Source organism: Sediminibacillus massiliensis (assembly GCF_900156915.1).
Lineage (GTDB): Bacteria > Bacillota > Bacilli > Bacillales > Amphibacillaceae > Sediminibacillus_A > Sediminibacillus_A massiliensis.
In genome coordinates this window covers 613463-632235 of the sequence record NZ_LT732535.1, presented here as the reverse complement: position 1 = coordinate 632235, position 18773 = coordinate 613463, and the positions used below count along the sequence as shown (strand labels likewise).

General features: G+C 41.0%; 17 protein-coding genes. 16 read left to right on the top strand and 1 reads right to left on the bottom strand.

The annotated features are described in order from the left end of the window. The first annotated feature begins 96 nt into the window (after positions 1-96). The 11 genes from CZ434_RS03915 to CZ434_RS03865 all read left to right on the top strand — a co-directional run bounded on the left by CZ434_RS03915 (position 97) and on the right by CZ434_RS03865 (position 13423). A complete protein-coding gene (locus tag CZ434_RS03915) occupies positions 97-894 on the top strand; it encodes a TIGR00282 family metallophosphoesterase (protein WP_077621900.1) in 798 nt (265 codons plus the stop codon). Between the two features lie 108 nt (positions 895-1002). Then, on the top strand, positions 1003-1263 hold the full coding sequence (locus CZ434_RS03910) for a stage V sporulation protein S (RefSeq protein ID WP_077621899.1): 261 nt from the start codon (positions 1003-1005) through the stop codon (positions 1261-1263). Between the two features lie 93 nt (positions 1264-1356). Beyond that, on the top strand, positions 1357-2274 hold the full coding sequence (locus CZ434_RS03905; RefSeq protein ID WP_077621898.1) for a dipeptidase: 918 nt from the start codon (positions 1357-1359) through the stop codon (positions 2272-2274). Positions 2275-2457: 183 nt separating this feature from the next. Continuing rightward, a complete protein-coding gene (gene tdh, locus CZ434_RS03900) occupies positions 2458-3489 on the top strand; it encodes an L-threonine 3-dehydrogenase (RefSeq protein WP_245831052.1) in 1032 nt (343 codons plus the stop codon). Between the two features lie 22 nt (positions 3490-3511). Further along, the gene (locus tag CZ434_RS03895; protein ID WP_077621897.1) at positions 3512-4690 is read left to right on the top strand and encodes a glycine C-acetyltransferase; all 1179 of its coding nucleotides are present in this window, start codon (positions 3512-3514) and stop codon (positions 4688-4690) included. A 645-nt stretch (positions 4691-5335) separates the two neighbouring features. Further along, positions 5336-6916: a tRNA (N6-isopentenyl adenosine(37)-C2)-methylthiotransferase MiaB gene (gene miaB, locus CZ434_RS03890; RefSeq protein ID WP_077621896.1), complete on the top strand. Its 1581-nt coding sequence runs from the start codon at positions 5336-5338 to the stop codon at positions 6914-6916. Next, the gene (locus CZ434_RS03885) at positions 6917-7342 is read left to right on the top strand and encodes a YlbF/YmcA family competence regulator (RefSeq protein WP_077621895.1); all 426 of its coding nucleotides are present in this window, start codon (positions 6917-6919) and stop codon (positions 7340-7342) included. A 197-nt stretch (positions 7343-7539) separates the two neighbouring features. Further along, positions 7540-8103 carry an outer spore coat protein CotE gene (locus CZ434_RS03880; protein ID WP_077621894.1) on the top strand — a complete coding sequence of 188 codons (564 nt, stop codon included), beginning with the start codon at positions 7540-7542 and terminating at the stop codon, positions 8101-8103. 162 nt (positions 8104-8265) lie between these two features. Then, entirely contained in the window at positions 8266-10866 is a 2601-nt protein-coding gene (gene mutS, locus CZ434_RS03875) for a DNA mismatch repair protein MutS (RefSeq protein WP_077621893.1), read from the top strand. 18 nt (positions 10867-10884) lie between these two features. After that, complete coding sequence (gene mutL / locus CZ434_RS03870; RefSeq protein ID WP_077621892.1) at positions 10885-12759, top strand: DNA mismatch repair endonuclease MutL; 1875 nt, start codon at positions 10885-10887, stop codon at positions 12757-12759. Positions 12760-12928: 169 nt separating this feature from the next. Next, positions 12929-13423, top strand: a complete 495-nt coding sequence (locus tag CZ434_RS03865; protein ID WP_425442090.1) for a Dps family protein — start codon at positions 12929-12931, stop codon at positions 13421-13423. 50 nt (positions 13424-13473) lie between these two features. On the opposite strand, the gene CZ434_RS03860 is transcribed toward CZ434_RS03865, so the two are convergent. Continuing rightward, positions 13474-13725: a GlsB/YeaQ/YmgE family stress response membrane protein gene (locus tag CZ434_RS03860; protein WP_077621891.1), complete on the bottom strand. Its 252-nt coding sequence runs from the start codon at positions 13723-13725 to the stop codon at positions 13474-13476. Positions 13726-13911: 186 nt separating this feature from the next. Between CZ434_RS03860 and miaA the strand changes: the two genes are divergently transcribed. The 5 genes from miaA to CZ434_RS03835 all read left to right on the top strand — a co-directional run bounded on the left by miaA (position 13912) and on the right by CZ434_RS03835 (position 18737). Further along, entirely contained in the window at positions 13912-14847 is a 936-nt protein-coding gene (gene miaA / locus CZ434_RS03855; RefSeq protein WP_077621890.1) for a tRNA (adenosine(37)-N6)-dimethylallyltransferase MiaA, read from the top strand. Between the two features lie 38 nt (positions 14848-14885). Further along, positions 14886-15110, top strand: coding sequence for an RNA chaperone Hfq (gene hfq, locus CZ434_RS03850; protein ID WP_077621889.1), 225 nt, complete (start codon positions 14886-14888; stop codon positions 15108-15110). Between the two features lie 116 nt (positions 15111-15226). Next, entirely contained in the window at positions 15227-16147 is a 921-nt protein-coding gene (gene spoVK / locus CZ434_RS03845; RefSeq protein WP_077621888.1) for a stage V sporulation protein K, read from the top strand. Positions 16148-16245: 98 nt separating this feature from the next. Next, a complete protein-coding gene (gene hflX / locus CZ434_RS03840) occupies positions 16246-17493 on the top strand; it encodes a GTPase HflX (protein ID WP_077621887.1) in 1248 nt (415 codons plus the stop codon). Continuing rightward, positions 17490-18737 carry a methionine gamma-lyase family protein gene (locus tag CZ434_RS03835; RefSeq protein WP_077621886.1) on the top strand — a complete coding sequence of 416 codons (1248 nt, stop codon included), beginning with the start codon at positions 17490-17492 and terminating at the stop codon, positions 18735-18737. The genes hflX and CZ434_RS03835 overlap by 4 nt, the downstream gene beginning before the upstream one ends. Positions 18738-18773: the final 36 nt, after the last annotated feature.

Here is an 18773-nt window from a genome sequence, read left to right as displayed (position 1 = left end):
AGCCGCTTTATTTTTTTGCGGCTGGGGAGATTTTGACATCGATGGCCGTCTGTGTGAAACTGAATGAAACAATGACAAAGAATGGATGATGTATTTATGAGAATTTTGTTTATCGGTGATATAGTAGGAGCGCCTGGAAGAGAAATGGTGACAGAGTATTTACCTAAACTGAAGCAGAAGTTCCAGCCGCATATCAGCATTGTTAATGGAGAAAACGCAGCATCAGGTAAAGGGATAACCGAAAAAATTTATAAACAATTGCTTGAAGCGGGGGCACAAGCAATCACAATGGGGAATCATACTTGGGACAAAAAGGAACTCTTTGAATTTATAGACGATGCTGACTGTATGGTGAGACCTGCCAACTTCCCTGAAGGGACACCGGGAAAAGGCCTCGTGTTCGTAAAATCAAACAAACTCACACTAGCGGTGATCAATTTACAAGGCAGAACTTTTCTTCCGCCTTTGGATGATCCGTTCCGCAAAGCAGATGCATTGATAGAAGAAGCAAAAAAGAAGACGAACCATATATTTGTTGATTTTCATGCTGAAGCAACGAGCGAAAAGCAAGCCATGGCCTGGTATTTAGACGGAAGGGTCAGTATGGTTGTAGGTACACATACACACGTCCAGACTGCAGATGAACGGGTGCTGCCTCAAGGGACTGGTTATATAACAGATGTGGGCATGACAGGCCCTTACGATGGAATACTCGGAACAGACCGGGAAGCTGTTTTGAAAAGATTTCTGACAAATTTGCCTGTACGTTTCGAAGTGACGAAAAAGGGAAGAACACAATTAAGTGCGGTGATAGTGGATATCGACGATACGTCGGGAAAAACAAAAAAAATTGACAGAATTCTTATTAATGATGACCACCCATTTTTCGGCTGATTATTTGAATTTTTAGAAAAATTCCTTCATAATAAAAGGGAATAACTGTCTTCTCCAAGAATATAGTAAAAGTGGAAACAACTTTAGTAAACGAAGGAGGTACTAGTAGTGGAAATATTAAAAGTTTCAGCTAAATCGAATCCGAATTCAGTAGCGGGTGCGCTTGCGAATGTTCTAAGAGAACGCGGTTCAGCGGAAATTCAGGCTATCGGCGCTGGTGCATTAAACCAAGCCGTGAAAGCAGTTGCAATTGCCCGAGGATTTGTAGCCCCAAGTGGAGTTGACTTAATTTGTATCCCAGCTTTTACAGATATTATGATTGATAATGAGGAGCGTACAGCAATTAAATTGATTATTGAACCTAGATAAACCATCATATAGATATTATTTTAAGCCTGTTTGATCTAACAAACAGGCTTTATTTTTCATGGCTGCGATTTTTTGGAAGGAGTTAAGATTCATATGATAATAGATGCCCACTGTGATGTTCTATTGAAAATTTGGGAACGGAATATTTCTTTTTTTGACAGCGAGGAATTACAAGTCAATTATGTGAATTGGAAGAAAAGTCCGGTGAAAGTCCAGTGTTTTGCTATCTTCGTACCAGAAGAAGTTCCAGAAGAACGACAATTCCACTCGGCATTAGAAATGGTGAACATTTTCTATAAAAAAATCATCGATCCATATCCGGATATCAAAATGATTCGTTCGAAGGAAGATATTTTGTCACTGAAGGAACAGGAAAAAGGGGCAATTCTCACTTTAGAAGGTTGTCATTCAATCGGAAGAGATATATCAAAAATGGAAACGTTCATTCAACTTGGTGTAAAAGCGGTAGGATTGACATGGAATCAATCCAATGCAGTAGCAGACGGGATTCTGGAAAAGCGCGGCGCAGGGGTAAGTTCGTTTGGAGAAGAAATCATCGATTTGTTGAACAAAGCCAAAGTGTGGACAGATCTTTCTCATATTTCTTATAAAGGATTCTTTGATGCGGTCGAATTGGCGGATTATCCAATGGCCAGTCATTCAAACGCCAAAAAGTTGGCTTCGCATCCCAGGAATTTGGATGATCGGCAAATACATAAGTTGATAGAGAAAAATGGGTGGATAGGAGTCACTTTTGAACCCGACTTTATAAAAGATGGCCCAAATCCCTCTTACAAAGATGTTTTTTATCATATCGATTATTTTCTCCAAATGGGAGCTGAAAAATGTCTTGGGTTTGGCTCTGACTTCGATGGAACAACAGGGCCGACTTTACGACTCAATAATCAGCTGGATTATGATTATTTACTTGATGGCCTGCCTCACTTTTGCTCAAGGGAACAAATCGAATACATTACACACCGTAACTTTATAGAAAAGTTTCCTGATTGAAGAACCATTAAGCTACGGATAGCAGCAACAGAATCTACCTGCAGATCTGTTGCTTTTTTATATGTGCAAATGTATTTATCAGAAGGACAGTGCGGATTGTAATATTTTTATTGCGTGTTAAAATAAATGTATATCAACTAGAAATGAGCTTTTCTTTGAGGAGTTGTGTTCACTGTGAATGGAATGATGAAAGCGATCGTTAAAAATGGCAGGCAAAAGGGTGCAGTCTTAAAGCAAGTCAAAATCCCGGAGATCAAGGAAAAAGAAGTATTGATAAAAGTAAAGGCGACCTCTATTTGCGGGACTGATGTTCACATTTACAATTGGGATGAATGGTCGCAGGCCAGAATAAATCCGCCTTATGTTTTCGGCCATGAGTTTTCCGGGGAAGTGGTCGAGATTGGTGATAAAGTAAGCAAGGTAAAAACAGGAGATTTTGTAAGCGCAGAAACACATATTGTATGTCACCAATGTTCCCAGTGCTTGTCCGGCAAGTATCATATTTGTGCAAATACGGAAATTATAGGAGTCGATAGGGACGGTTGTTTTGCTGAATATGTCGCACTGCCGGAAGAGAATCTTTGGAAAAATCCAAGTGACATGCCGGAACATATAGCTTCTGTACAAGAACCGATGGGTAATGCTGTCCATACTGTATTGAGCGGAGATGTAGTCGGAAAGTCTGTAGCTATAATTGGCTGTGGTCCAATCGGGCTTATGGCAGTCGGTGTAGCGAAAGCAGCAGGTGCTTCTCAAGTGATAGCGCTTGATTTAAATGAGTATCGTCTGGAATTGGCAGAAAAAATGGGAGCGACTTCTGTCATTAATTCCGGTGAATCTGATCCCTTGGAGATTATCCAGAAGCTTACACAACTTAATGGAGTCGATGTAGTCTGCGAAATGAGTGGTCATCCCGTCGCCATTGATCAAGGATTCAAAATGATTACAAATGGCGGCAGAATGTCCATCCTCAGCCTTCCGACCAAACCAGTAACAATAGATATTACAAATGATATTGTCTTCAAAGGAATATCAGTACAGGGGATCACAGGCAGGAAAATGTTTGAAACCTGGCAGCAGGTGTCCGGATTGCTTCATTCAGGCCAAGTTGATCTGACACCAATGATTACCCACCACTTCCCGTTGGAAGAGTTTGAAAAAGGCTTTGAATTAATGAATCTGGGAAACTGTGGTAAAGTTGTGCTACATCCATAATTAATAGAGTGGAGGAGATGGAATGAAAGGTTTTGAATATTTACAGAAACAACTGGAAGAAATGAAAAGTGAAGGAACTTTCCGGCAATTGATACCTTTGGAATCAGCCCAGGGATCCAGGGTCACTATTAGAGGTAAGGAAGTAATTCAGCTTTCTTCCAATAACTATCTTGGACTGACTTCCCATACCCGTATGAAAAAATCAGCAGAGGAAGCTGTACGTGAATACGGAGCTGGAACTGGATCTGTCAGGACAATTGCCGGTACGTTGAAAATGCATGAAAACTTTGAGAATAAACTTGCAGAATTTAAACATACGGAGGCGGCTTTGGTTTTCCAGTCCGGATTTACGACGAATCAAGGAGTCCTTTCTTCTATCTTAACAAATGAGGATGTAGTGATTTCGGATGAATTGAACCATGCTTCTATTATCGATGGAATCCGCCTGACAAAAGCTGCCCGCAAAGTCTATAAACATGTGAATATGGAATCTTTGGAACAGGCACTTAAAGAAAGTATGGATTATCGTACACGTTTAGTGGTAACAGACGGTGTGTTTTCGATGGACGGAAATATTGCCCCTCTTCCTGAAATTGTGGAACTGGCCGAAAAATATGATGCACTTATTATGGTGGACGATGCCCATGCAAGCGGAGTGCTGGGGGAAAACGGACGTGGAACAGTAAATCATTTTGGGCTTGATGGAAGAGTTCATATTCAAGTCGGTACGTTAAGCAAAGCAATAGGAGTACTGGGAGGCTATGTGGCCAGTACGCAGACATTGAAGGATTATCTGATTCACAAGGGCAGACCATTCTTATTCAGTACTTCCCATCCGCCTGCTGTGACGGCGGCATGCGATACAGCTATCGATGTCCTTCTGGAAGAACCAGAGTTGATCGATAAGCTGTGGGAAAATACCAAATACTTCAAAAAAGGGTTGGAAACACTCGGTTTTGACATCGGGATTAGTGAAACGCCGATCACACCCGTAATGATCGGTGACGACGGTCTCGCACATAAATTTTCCGATCAATTATTCGAAGAAGGGGTATTCGCACAAGGGATCACTTTTCCTACTGTACAAAGAGGGAAGGCCAGAGTCCGGACGATAGTGACTGCGGAGCATTCCCGTGAAGAATTGTCAGAAGCCCTCTCGGCATTTGAAAAAGCCGGCAAAAAGCTTGGCATCCTGTCCTGATATCCTGGTTTTAAAGTGGGAGAAACGTTTTTAGTTTCTTCCACTTCCTTTTTTATTGAAATGAAATCACGTATAATTAATGCATAAGCTCTTTATTTTTTTCAGGATTGCTTGGTATAATAGTTAAATTGGAAAACCTTGTTCTGGAAAGCTGTTTTTCTGAAGAATAACTTTGCGCAAAATATATAAACTGCGACATAACTTGTGTGTGGCTTCCTATCATCCTTTTCGGATTGAGTGGTAGTCCAGCGCTGCGGAAAAACGCTCGCTTTCCGTGGGGAACGCTTCAGCCTCCTCGCTGGCAAAAAGCGCCACCTATGGGGTCTTTAGACTATTCCTTTCCCACTGGAGTCTCGCATTTTCCTTCGCTTATGATGGGATTTTTGATTAAGTGTGAGGTGGTCCTATAATATTTCTAACATGGGTTATTCCAACTATAAATTCAGAAAACTCCTAACAGCGAAGAGTTCTGCCGTAGCGAGTGTATGGCTCAACAATCATCAGAATCACAGGAAATAAAAATGTCACTATGTCGCTATTTGCCTATACTGGGTAGTTGAAGAGATACCAAAGTATGGGGAGAGTGCAGTGCATGGGAACAGGGTTTCACACTAGTTAAGTGTTTTAAGGAAGGAGTTTCCGTAAATGAATGAACAACAACGGAAAGAAATGAACCAAATTAAACAGGCTGAACCAACGGACATAAAATCCGCACAGGACAGCAACCTGGACCGTATAAAAAATACGGATTCTGAAGAATTGATCGGCAAGTATTTTCAGACTACTTACGAGCCGCCAAACTTAAAAAAAGCAAAAAAACGCCGCCGGGAAGATGTACAAATTCATTATGATTATAATGTTCCTGACGATATGAAAAATATTGGCAAGGACAAGAAGTTCCTGATCCGTACTTACGGATGTCAAATGAACGAGCATGACACAGAAGTGATGGCAGGACTGTTGACGGATATGGGTTATCAATCGACAAACGAAGCAAAAGAAGCAGATATCATCCTTTTAAACACTTGTGCGATTCGTGAAAATGCAGAGAATAAAGTTTTCGGTGAGATAGGCCACTTAAAAACACTGAAAACAGAAAACCCCGATGTTATTTTAGGTGTGTGCGGTTGTATGTCCCAGGAGGAATCAGTCGTCAACAGGATTCTTAAGAAACATCCATTCATTGATATGATTTTCGGGACCCATAATATCCATCGTTTGCCACAGCTTTTAAAGGAAGCAATGTTTGGAAAGGAAATGGTTGTGGAGGTATGGTCTAAGGAAGGAGATATCATCGAAAACCTTCCGAAAGTCCGAAAAGGAAAAATAAAAGGATGGGTCAATATTATGTATGGTTGTGATAAGTTCTGTACATATTGCATTGTTCCCTATACCCGTGGTAAAGAAAGAAGCCGTCGTCCGGAGGATATTATTCAAGAAGTGCGACAGCTCGCAGCACAAGGATATAAAGAAATCACTCTGCTTGGTCAGAATGTTAATGCTTATGGAAAAGACTTTACTGACATGGAATACGGACTTGGGGATTTAATGGATGAAATTCATAAAATCGATATTCCGAGGGTTCGTTTTACCACTTCCCATCCCAGGGACTTCGATGATCGCTTGATTGAAGTACTCGCTAAGGGCGGCAACTTATTAGACCATATCCATCTTCCGGTTCAATCGGGAAGTTCTGAAGTGCTCAGAGTGATGGCAAGGCGTTATACGAGGGAAAGATATCTTGAACTTGTCGATAAAATCCGGACTGCAATGCCGAATGCTACATTGACTACTGATATAATCGTCGGTTTTCCGAATGAAACAGAAGAACAATTTGAAGAGACCTTATCATTGGTCGAAGAAGTCGGGTTCGAAAGTGCCTACACTTTTATTTACTCTCCAAGAGAAGGTACACCTGCTGCAAGATGGGAAGACAATGTACCGATGGAGGTCAAGAAAGAACGGTTGCAACGATTGAATAAACTCGTGAATAAGCAGGCTGCCGAGGCGATGCAAAAATATGAAGGAAAGACTGTGAAAGTGCTAGTAGAAGGGGAAAGTAAAAAGAATCCGGACGTACTCGCAGGTTACACAGAAAGAAACAAACTTGTAAACTTCAAAGCACCGAAGTCTATGATCGGTAAGATTGTGGAAGTGAAAATAATCAATGCAAAAACTTGGTCTCTTGACGGAGAATTGGCAGAGAAAGCTATCGAGGTGAAATAAATGGCGGAATACACTAGGAAACAGGTAATGGAAGAAGCGAATAAACTTGCTAATATGATGGCGAATACAGAAGAAATTGATCGTTTTAAACAAATAGAAGCGAAATTGAATGAAAATCAAAAAGTTCAAATTTTAATTAAAAAGCTGAAGGCCCTGCAAAAACAAGCTGTCAACTTTCAAGCATATGGAAAAGAAGAGGCTTTGAAAAAGGTGGAAACTGAGTTAGACCGAATCGAAAAAGAGATTGATGACATACCTGTCGTGCAGGAATTCAAGGAATCACAAGTTGTCATAAATGACATTTTGCAAATGGTTACCAACACAATCGCACGTGAGGTCACCAATGAAGTAATTAGATCGACAGGTGGAGATATTCTAGCCGGCGAAACAGGAACGAAATCGCAAAACAGTTCTTGCAGCCATTGATCAACCAAAAAGTCTGGCTCATTGCCAGGCTTTTTTTTGTTTTTTATTCTGCCGGGATAGTACAATTCGATAGGCTTTTGCATAGGATGGATTAGAACCTTTCATGTCACTTCCTAATTGAAAACAGGAAAGTTATGCACTTTAGGTGAATGCCATGCATAAAATGACTATGAAAAAAAGAGGAGGTTTTAGTTCTTATGTCATTTCTTGATCAGGAATATCGGGAAATCATAACAAAAGCCGTTATTGGCAAGGGGCGTAAATTTACTCAGGACACGAATACAATCTCGCCATCACATAGACCCTCCAGTATTCTTGGTTGCTGGGTAATTAACCACTTATACAATGCCAATAAAAAAGGTGATGATACTGTAGAGATAAACGGCAGCTATGATGTAAACGTTTGGTACTCCTATAACGATAACACCAAGACAGAAGTAGTAACGGAACGAGTGAAGTATTGCGATCACGTAAAATTATCCGTGAAAGATGACCAGACATTAAATGACGATTTTGAGGTTTTTGCTAAAGTCATCCAGCAGCCAAACTGCCTGGAATGTAAAATATCAAGCAACGACCATAAAATTCTGGTAGAAACAGAGAGGGAATTTTTAGTCGAGGTTATCGGTGAAACCAAGGTATGTGTCAAAGTAGATCCTAAAGGATATGTGGGAGAAGATGACGATTGGGATTTTGATCTGTCGGATGATGAGTTTGATGAGATCAACCCTGATTTCCTTGCTAAAAATGAAGAAGAATAACCAAAAACGAGGGAGAAATCTCTCGTTATTTTTTTCTGTCTAAGAAAGTTTATTAATGATGACTAACCATAAAATGGACGGAAAACTAGTAAACACAACAGAATGAAATGCCAGTTTTATATGATATAATAATGGAAGTATGTTTGTTACGGGGGAAATAAAATGGTTACATATACACCGATGATACAACAGTATCTCAAGATAAAAGCGGAATACAAAGATTGCTTTCTCTTTTTCCGTTTGGGAGATTTTTATGAAATGTTCTTTAACGATGCACTTATGGCATCCAAAGAATTGGAAATAACGTTGACGAGCCGGGATGGCGGAGGAGAGGAAAGGATACCGATGTGCGGTGTGCCTTACCACTCGGCAGAAAATTATATAAAAACCCTGGTAGAGCGGGGTTATAAAATTGCGATTTGCGAACAAGTGGAAGATCCAAAGTCTGCAAAAGGAGTTGTCAAAAGAGAAGTAGTACAACTGATAACGCCAGGCACGATTATGGAAGGAACGATGCTGGATGATAAGGAAAATAATTACCTCGCCAGTATCAACGAAAGCTCTGATGGTTCTTTTACCGTTGTGTACAACGACTTGTCTACAGGGGAAACTTCTTTGGCAAATGTCAAGGATGGCTGGCAGTCCGTAGTCAGCGAACTATTCAACCGGCCGATCAGGGAAATTGTCATACCAGGTGATTTGGATGAAAGATATCAGACAGAACTGAAAGAGAGACTTGAAGTGACTCTTTCTATACAGGAAGAAACAAAGATTCCAGAAGGGTTCGATTCTTTAACAGAAGAACTGAACGAAAGCAAGGAATTAATGGAAGCATATGGCCGGATGTTGAATTACTTGCAAAAGACTCAGAGAAGATCGTTGGATCATTTGAAACCTGTACAAATTATCCAGTTGAAAGACTATATGACGTTAGATATGTATTCGAAAAGAAATCTGGAATTGTCCGAGACGCTTCTGCGAAAAGGAAAACAAGGAAGTTTGTTATGGGTGCTTGATCAAACGGTCACTGCAATGGGAGGCAGGTTGTTGAAGAAGTGGCTCGAGCGGCCATTGATGAACCTGGCAGGTATTGAAAAACGGTTGGAAATCGTGGAAGGCTTCATGGAACAGTTTTTTGAAAGGGAGTCGATCAGAGAAGCGCTGCAATCTGTCTACGATTTGGAAAGACTTGCCGGCAGGGTTTCTTTTGGGAATGTAAATGCCCGGGATTTAATCCAATTAAAGCAATCACTGGGTAAAATACCGGAGATTAAAGAAATACTGAGCCAATTCGAAAATAATGGGGTCCATGGGCTCGGCCGGGACATCGATGATTTGAAGGAACTTTATTTATTGTTGGAAGAAAGTATTCATGAAGACGCCCCCTTAACATTGAAAGAGGGCGGATTGATCAAAGATGGCTATGATGGACGCCTAGACGACTTCAGGTATGCATCTAAGAACGGCAAGAAATGGATAACGGAGCTTGAGCAAAAAGAAAAGCAGGAAACGAAAATCCGCTCACTGAAAATCGGTTATAACCGGGTTTTCGGCTATTACATCGAGGTCACGAAAGCTAATCTGCACCTGCTCCCCGAAGGAAAGTATGAACGGAAGCAGACGTTGACAAATGCTGAAAGATTCATCACTCCTGAACTAAAAGAAAAAGAAGCATTGATTCTTGATGCAGAAGAAAAAAGTGTAGACTTGGAATACCAACTTTTTCTAGAAATCAGAGAAAAAGTGAAAAAGTTTATTCCCGAATTACAGATGTTAGCGGAAAAAGTAAGTGAAATCGACGTCTTGCAAAGTTTCGCCACAGTCAGTGAATCTAATGATTATGTCAGACCGGTTTTCAATAATTCCAGGCAAGTGCAAATCGAACAAGGCAGGCACCCTGTCGTCGAAAAGGTGATGAAGGATGGCAGCTTTGTTCCGAACAGAGTGAGTATGCACGATGAAACGGACATTTTGTTGATAACAGGTCCAAACATGTCCGGGAAGAGCACATATATGAGACAGCTGGCATTGACAGCAATCATGGCCCAAATCGGATGTTTCGTGCCGTGTGAATCTGCCAACTTACCGGTGTTTGACCAGATTTTCACCAGGATAGGGGCTGCTGATGACCTAGTCTCAGGGCAGAGTACCTTTATGGTGGAGATGCTGGAGGCTAAACATGCCATCACACAGGCAACTAAAGACAGCCTTATCTTATTAGATGAGATAGGCAGGGGGACAAGTACTTATGATGGTATGGCATTGGCGCAGGCGATTATCGAGCACTTGCATGAACATGTCCATGCCAAAACTCTTTTTTCCACACATTATCACGAGTTGACAAGCCTGGCTGACGACCTCGATAAATTGAAAAACATTCATGTCAGAGCTGAGGAATATGAGGGGAAAGTTGTTTTTTTACATCAGATTCAAGAAGGTGCGGCGGATGAAAGTTACGGGATCCATGTTGCCAAACTTGCGGAACTTCCGGCACAATTAATAGACCGTGCCACCGAGATTCTGCGTCAATTGGAACAAAAGCAGCCAGATGGCAAGACGGAAAACAACCAATCAGATGAAACAGAAGATGATTTGCAGATGTCCTTCTTCGGAAGTGCCGAAACCCAAAAAACCGGAAAACCCGTCAAAAAGAAAAACAGTCAACTGCATGACGAGCTGATGAAAATCGATTTTATGGATATAACTCCCATGGATGCAATGAACATCTTGTACAGTTTGCAAAAAAAAGCGAAAGAATCCTGAGATGAGGAGGTCTCCTGAATGAAAATATTCCAAATGCCTGACTCATTAGCAAACAAAATAGCGGCAGGGGAAGTAGTCGAAAGGCCTTCTTCAGTAGTTAAAGAGCTGGTCGAAAACAGTATAGATGCAGGCAGCTCCTGGATAAAAGTCGAAGTGGCCGAAGCAGGGCTGGAGCTGATAAAAATAACGGATAATGGGGAAGGGATGACGGAAGAAGACTGTGTGCAGGCTTTCTCGCGCCATGCTACCAGTAAGATCAGGAATGAAACTGATTTATTCCACGTGAAAACATTAGGATTCCGTGGCGAAGCCTTGGCTAGTATTGCAGCAGTAAGCCGGCTGTCAGTAAAAACATCGACTGGTGTGGAAGCTGGTACAATGATTGAGATGGAAGGCGGCAAAACTGTCAATAAAACGAAAAGTGATGCAAGGCAGGGTACGGAGATAACTGTAGAAAGCTTGTTTTACAATACACCGGCTAGATTGAAATACATGAAAACACTTCATACAGAACTCGGTCACATAACAGATGTAATAAACAGGATGGCCATGTCCAATCCCGATATAAGATTTGAATTGCTGCATAATGACAAGCAGTTGTTTAAAAGTAACGGCCGTGGTGATTTATTGCAAATTATAGCCCAAGTCTATGGTATGAGCGTCGCCAAGAAAATGGTGCCCGTAGAACATGAGAGTCTTGATTTCTCTATTAGTGGGTACGTGGCAAAGCCTGAAGTGACTAGAGCTTCCCGTAATTATATATCCACTATAGTAAACGGAAGGTATATAAGAAGTGTTCCTTTAACCAAGGCGATTGCCGGTGGATATCATACATTGTTGCCAATTGGCAGGAACCCGCTTGTCGTTTTAAACATCGAAATGGATCCAATCCTCGTAGATGTCAATGTCCATCCTTCGAAACTAGAGGTGCGGTTTAGTAAGGAAAAAGAATTGTTTGACGCAATCGAAACAATGATAAAAGAAGCATTCCGTAAACAGTCGCTTATACCTGAATCAAACGCTCCGAAAATTTCGCAGCAACAGAGCTTGCAAAATACGTTTGATTTCGATTATGATGAACGAATCAAGGAGGCGGCACCCTTTCCGACTCCAAACATGGAGATAACAACAAAAGAAACGACATCCCCATTTGGGGTTTCCGGGCAGGATGACTCCTATTCAAGTGAACCAAGCGAAAGTAGGAGCGAACTTCAGGAGGAAATGACGGGACAACTTGAGAGGCCGACACTAACTCAAAGTGACCAGGATCAGACGCCAACCGTCACACATCCAATACGAGAAAGCAGCCAAAGAATACCTACTCTATATCCGATTGGACAGCATCACGGCACATATATCCTTGCCCAAAACGAACACGGGCTTTATATTATCGACCAACATGCAGCACAAGAAAGAATCAAATACGAATTTTTCAAGGAAAAAATCGGTGAAGTGGAAAATGAAGTACAGGAATTATTACTTCCTTTGTCATTTGAATTTTCAAAGCAGGAATCACTTTTAATCGAACAGCACCAAAAAGAATTTCAAAAAGTGGGTTTGTTTTTTGAACCCTTCGGTCCGCAAAGCTATATAATCAGGTCTCACCCACAATGGTTCCCTAAGGGATTTGAAGAAGAAGTGATTCAGGAAATGGTGGAACAAGTTATAATGGAAGAAAAAATCAGTATTCACAAATTAAGGGAAGAGGCAGCAATACTGATGTCCTGTAAACGATCAATCAAAGCAAATCATTATTTGAATAATGAAGATATGTTCCGATTATTGGAAGACTTGCGAAAATCAACCGATCCATTTACATGTCCTCATGGTCGGCCGATCATCATCCACTTTTCTGAATATGAAATGGAAAAAATGTTCAAACGAGTTATGTAACAAGCATTCCCCCACAATGGCTGGGGATGCTTTTTTTGTGGACAAAAACCAACTAAACTCGTTTCATTTCAGGCAAGTAGTGGAAAGGATAAGTAAACAAAGGTTTTACTGTATATAATTATGTATTAAAACAAATACATAATTAGAAACATATACAATGAAAGGTGAGATGAAATTGGCAGACAATCTAAATGTCCATGTGAACGAAAACATGCCGGAAAATCAAAGGTTGGTAAATTTTTTGAATCAGGAGTTATCCAACTTTGCCGTCTTGTATATTAAACTGCACAGGTACCACTGGTATGTGACTGGCAGACATTTCTTTAAGTTACATGAAGTGTTCGAAGACCTGTACAATGAAGCTGCTGAAGACTTGGACGAACTGGCTGAACGGATTTTGGCTATTGGCGGAAAACCACTTGCCACTATGCATAAATATATCAAAGAAGCGACCCTATATGAAGCTCAGGCTGACGATACCGAGCATGAAATCATTACGCAGCTGGCTAAAGATTATCAAACCATGGTTGATGAAATTAAAGGAAAAGGTGTGAAGATGGCAGAAGAATTGAATGACCAGCCGACTGCCGATTTGCTGAACGAAATCCAAGGAAGATTGGAAAAACATATATGGATGTTACAAGCATATGAAACAATGGAATGATTTCGATAAAAAAAACGAAGGCTTCTTGATAAGCCTTCGTTTTTTATGAGTTATTTTCTGCGTAATGCACGCATGATGACGCTCAAGATCAGTACAAAGATAATGGCGCCAATAAGTGCAGGAATAATGTAGATGCCGCCGAGCTCAGGTCCCCATTGCCCGAATAGTTCTCCACCAATCCAAGCGCCTATAATCCCTGCAACAATGTTACCGATGATCCCTGCAGGCAAGTCTTTTCCGACAATCAAGCCGGCTAGCCAGCCTATCAAGCCGCCGACAATAAGATATATGATGATTCCCATTGTAATTCCTCCTTTTTAGTTGCTTGTAAATTTTAATACCCCGCGATTTGGTAACTGAAACTTAGATAGGAAGCAGTATATCCTATAAAAATTTTATTTGGTACGGTATAATAGATGAAAAATTTGATAACAATGATAACTCGGATAAATCGGGTTAACTCTATCAATCGACCGAGGAGTATGTAAATGAAACAACAAGTGGTGGCTGTGGTGGGCCCGACAGCAGTAGGAAAGACAAAGCTCAGTGTGGAAATTGCCAAACGTTTCAATGGCGAGGTAATCAGTGGAGATTCCATGCAGGTTTATAAGGGAATGGATATAGGGACCGCTAAAGTGACGGAGACAGAAAAACAAGGGGTTCCTCACTATATGATCGATATAAAAGAGCCTGATCAACATTTTTCAGTGGCAGAGTTTCAATTGCTTGTAGCCGGTTATATTCAAAAAATAGGCGATAAAAATAAGCTGCCAATCATTGCAGGAGGTACAGGCTTGTACATCCAGGCTGCTCTTTTCGGCTATAATTTCACGGAGCAAAAAAGAGATGAGCAGTATCAGAAGGCGCTAGAAGAAGAAATCAACGCTAATGGCATCGAACCAGTCTATGAACGTCTGAAAAGAGCAGACCCCGAGCAGGCTGCCAAAATTCACCCAAATAACATGAGAAGGGTCATAAGAGCCTTGGAAGTTTACGAAACTACTGGTATGACTATGACAGAATACCAAAACAATCAACAAACAGAATCTGACTATGATCCATACTTGATCGGCCTCGATATGGATAGGGAGACATTGTACAAGCGAATTAATGAGCGGGTCGATACGATGATGGAACAAGGTTTACTTGAAGAAGTCGAAAACCTTTATCAAAAAGGGCTCAAACACGCACAAGCCATGAAAGCGATCGGCTATAAAGAATTCCTCCCTTTTTTGGAAGGAGAAGCCAGTCTGGAAGATTCAATCGAATTATTAAAAAGGAATTCCAGAAGGTATGCAAAACGGCAGTTGACTTGGTTTAAAAACAAAATGGATGTGGAATGGTATAGCATTTCACCAGATAATCCAGATGAAAAATTTGAAGTTATTTTGAACGATCTGGCAGGAAAGATAGAAAAAAAATAGAAATACATATTATAGATAGAAAAGAGGAGGAAATTTTCATGTCCCAATCGGTAAATATACAAGACCAATATCTAAACCAATTACGCAAGGATCGCATTCAAGTTACAGTTTTTTTGCTTAATGGTTTCCAGTTAAGAGGAACTGTCAAAGCCTTCGATAACTTTACGGTTCTTTTTGATACAGATGGGAAACAACAGCTGATTTTCAAGCATGCAATATCCACATTTGCACCTGCAAAAAATGTTACATTGGATAAAGAATAATATCTATTTTAAAAAAAGGACGTTTTGATTACGTCCTTTTTTTGTGTCCGTTATATGGGCGAATGTCACATTGCTGGAATCCCCGGCGTATACTATCGTGAATAAGGGGTGGTGACATGGATTCTCAAGTTTCCTTAAGAAGGAACGGACAAATAAATATTGTATTGAGTGAACGAGATAAAAACCTTGACGAAAAAAATACTCCCATGAAATCAAACAGCTATGACCCTTTTCTCAAAATAGACCAAGACTTTTCTTCATTTGTAGGGATGTCGAATCTCAAAGAAACAGTAAAAGAAATATATGCAAATATGCATATTAATAGCAAAAGAGAAAGAGCTGGTTTGAAAACGCAAAAGCAAGTGCTTCATATGTTGTTTAAGGGAAATCCCGGGACTGGGAAAACAACCGTTGCCCGAAAGCTTGCCAAAGCATTCTATGAGATGGAAATCCTTCCGAAAGGCCAATTTATTGAAGCGGAACGGGCTGATTTAGTCGGTGAATATATTGGACATACGGCCCAAAAGACAAGAGACTTGATTGCAAAGGCGATGGGTGGAGTGCTGTTTATCGATGAGGCATATTCTCTCGGGCGTGGAGGAGAAAAGGATTTTGGGAAAGAAGCAATCGACACTTTGGTGAAACATATGGAAGACAGCCATAATCAGTTTATTCTGATTCTTGCCGGATATCCAAGGGAAATGGATGAATTTTTAACTCTGAATCCTGGATTAACTTCCAGGTTCCCGATTGTCTTGGATTTTGAAGATTATTCTATCGATCAGTTAGTGGAAATCGCCAGACAGATGGCTGCTGAAAGAGAATATCAGCTTTCCAAGGAAGCTGAGTGGAAATTGAGAGATCATCTGCTGAAACAAAAACAAACACAACATTATCGGAACTTTTCTAATGCTAGGCTGGTGAGAAATCTCATTGAAAAAGCGATTCGGAAACATGCTGTCCGGTTGATGGAAAAGAACCATCATACTACAAAAGAGTTAATGACCATAACGAGGATAGATCTTTCCATAGATTAAAAAAAGCCCCTGTTCATGTCCAACAGGGGCTTATGATTTTTTGTTTTTATAAGTTCTTTGATATGATGGAAATAATTATAAAGAAAGAGGTTGGAATTATGCAGGAAAAAGTTTTAATCGTAGCAGTTAGTCATCCGCGACAAGATGAAGAACGGTTTTTGTCCTCTCTAAGTGAATTGCAATCGTTGACCGAGACCGCTCAAGGAAATGTCTTGAAGATTGTTACCCAAAACCGGGAGCGCATCCATCCTGCTTTTTATTTAGGCGAGGGGAAAATAGAGGAGATAGCAGAGACCGTCGAAGAAATGGAAATAGATTTGGTTATTTCCAATGATGAACTTTCTCCTGGTCAAGCCAAAAATTTAAATGAAAAGCTCGGTGTTAGAATTATCGATAGAAGTCAGTTAATTTTGGACATTTTTGCCCAGAGGGCAAACACAAAAGAAGGTAAGCTGCAAGTCGAGTTGGCACAGTTGCAATATATGCTTCCACGTCTATATGGTCAGGGGAAATCTCTTTCAAGGCTTGCAGGTGGTATCGGTACAAGAGGTCCTGGTGAAACGAAACTGGAATCAGACCGGCGTCATATTAGAAGAAGAATTGATGATATCAAGAAGAGATTGGATGCTGTAGTGAATCAGCGGGCTCAATACCGTAAAAGACGGAAGGAAAACAAAGCATTTCAAATTGCAATCGTTGGTTATACGAATGCTGGAAAATCAACCTTTTTCAATCGGATAACAAAGAGCCAGTCATTGGAGGAAAACCAATTGTTTGCAACGCTAGATCCAATGACAAGACAAATAAAGCTGCCTTCCGGATTCGCAGCCTTAATTACAGATACGGTTGGATTTATACAGGATTTACCTACAACGTTGATTGCTGCTTTCCGGTCGACACTTGAAGAAGTGACAGAAGCCGATTTTATCCTACATATGGTCGATGCATCACATCCTGATCAAGAAAACCACCAGAAGACAGTCAACAGGTTATTGAAGGAGCTCGGTGCCGATCATTTGCCAATGCTCACCATTTATAACAAGAAGGACATTCTGCAGGAAGAGTTCATTCCGAGTACGCATCCGTCAATAACGATTAGTGCACAGGATCCGATTGACTTAAAAAGAGTCATGGGAGAAATAGAAAGGATGCTGGCGGAACAATGGGAAAGCTATCATGTCGTCATTCCGGCTTCAGAAGGCAGTATTTTGGACAGAGTGTCGAGAAGTACGATTGTCAGTTCACGGGAATTTAGCGAAATGGAAGAGGGTTACAGCGTATCTGGTTATGTGGATCCCGAACACCCACTTAGAAACAAGTTGAAGGAGCAGGATTTTCAGCAATGAATCAACAGCTAATCGAAAAAGTAGAACAAGAAATTCAACCCTACACAGCCAAGATTAATGAAATAACAGAACACAATCAACGCAGAGTGCTTCGGGCGTTCCAAAACAACCGGGTCAGCGACAGTCATTTTAATCCCACTACAGGGTACGGGTATGATGATTATGGAAGAGATACTTTGGAAGCAGTTTATGCCGAGGTTTTTGGGGGAGAAGACGCCCTTGTCAGACCACAGCTAGTTTCAGGTACTCATGCTATTTCTACTGCCTTGTTCGGAGTCCTCCGTCCTGGGGACGAATTATTGTATATTACGGGAAAACCTTATGACACGCTTGAAGGGGTTGTAGGTACAAGAGGGGATAACAATGGCTCTCTTAAAGACTTTCAGATTGGGTTCCAATCCGTTTCCCTGACAGAAACAGACGAAATTAATTGGGACATGGTCAAAAATTCGATAAACAGTAAAACCAAAGTTATCGGCATTCAACGTTCCAAAGGTTATCACGACAGGCCATCCTTCAGCATCAATGAGATTGAGGAAATGATTACGTTCGCAAAGAAAATCAACCCTCATTTAGTTGTATTCGTTGATAACTGTTATGGAGAGTTTGTGGAAGAAAGGGAGCCTTTACATATCGGTGCGGATTTGATTGCCGGTTCCTTGATTAAAAACCCCGGAGGCGGTATTGCAAGGGCAGGAGGGTATATAGCGGGGAAAACCAAGCTAGTAGAAGCCTGTGCCAATAGACTTACGGCCCCGGGACTTGGGAAGGAAACGGGTGCAAGTCTCGGTATGCTTCAGGAAATGTTTCAAGGTTTTTTCCTTGCGCCGCACATCGTAGGTGAAGCATTGAAAGGTGCTGTTTTCACTTCTTGCTATCTTGAAAACATGGGATTTCAAACAAATCCGTCTTATCAGCATAAACGGACAGATTTAATCCAATCCGTCAATTTTCAATCTGCTGAACAGATGGTTTCCTTTTGTCAGGCAATACAAAAAGCTTCTCCTGTCAATTCTCATGTTCTGCCTTATCCTTCCTCCATGCCTGGGTATGAGAATGATGTCATCATGGCTGCAGGAACGTTTATTCAAGGAGCCAGTTTGGAGCTGACGGCGGACGGACCCATCAGACCTCCATATACTGCATACGTTCAAGGGGGGTTGACATATTCCCATGTGAAAATAGCCATTTTGGATGCAGTCGAGCAATTACTGGAAAAGGGCCATCTATCCGCTAAATCATAAATCTTTTTCATATGGGAGACATTAAGAGCAGTACAT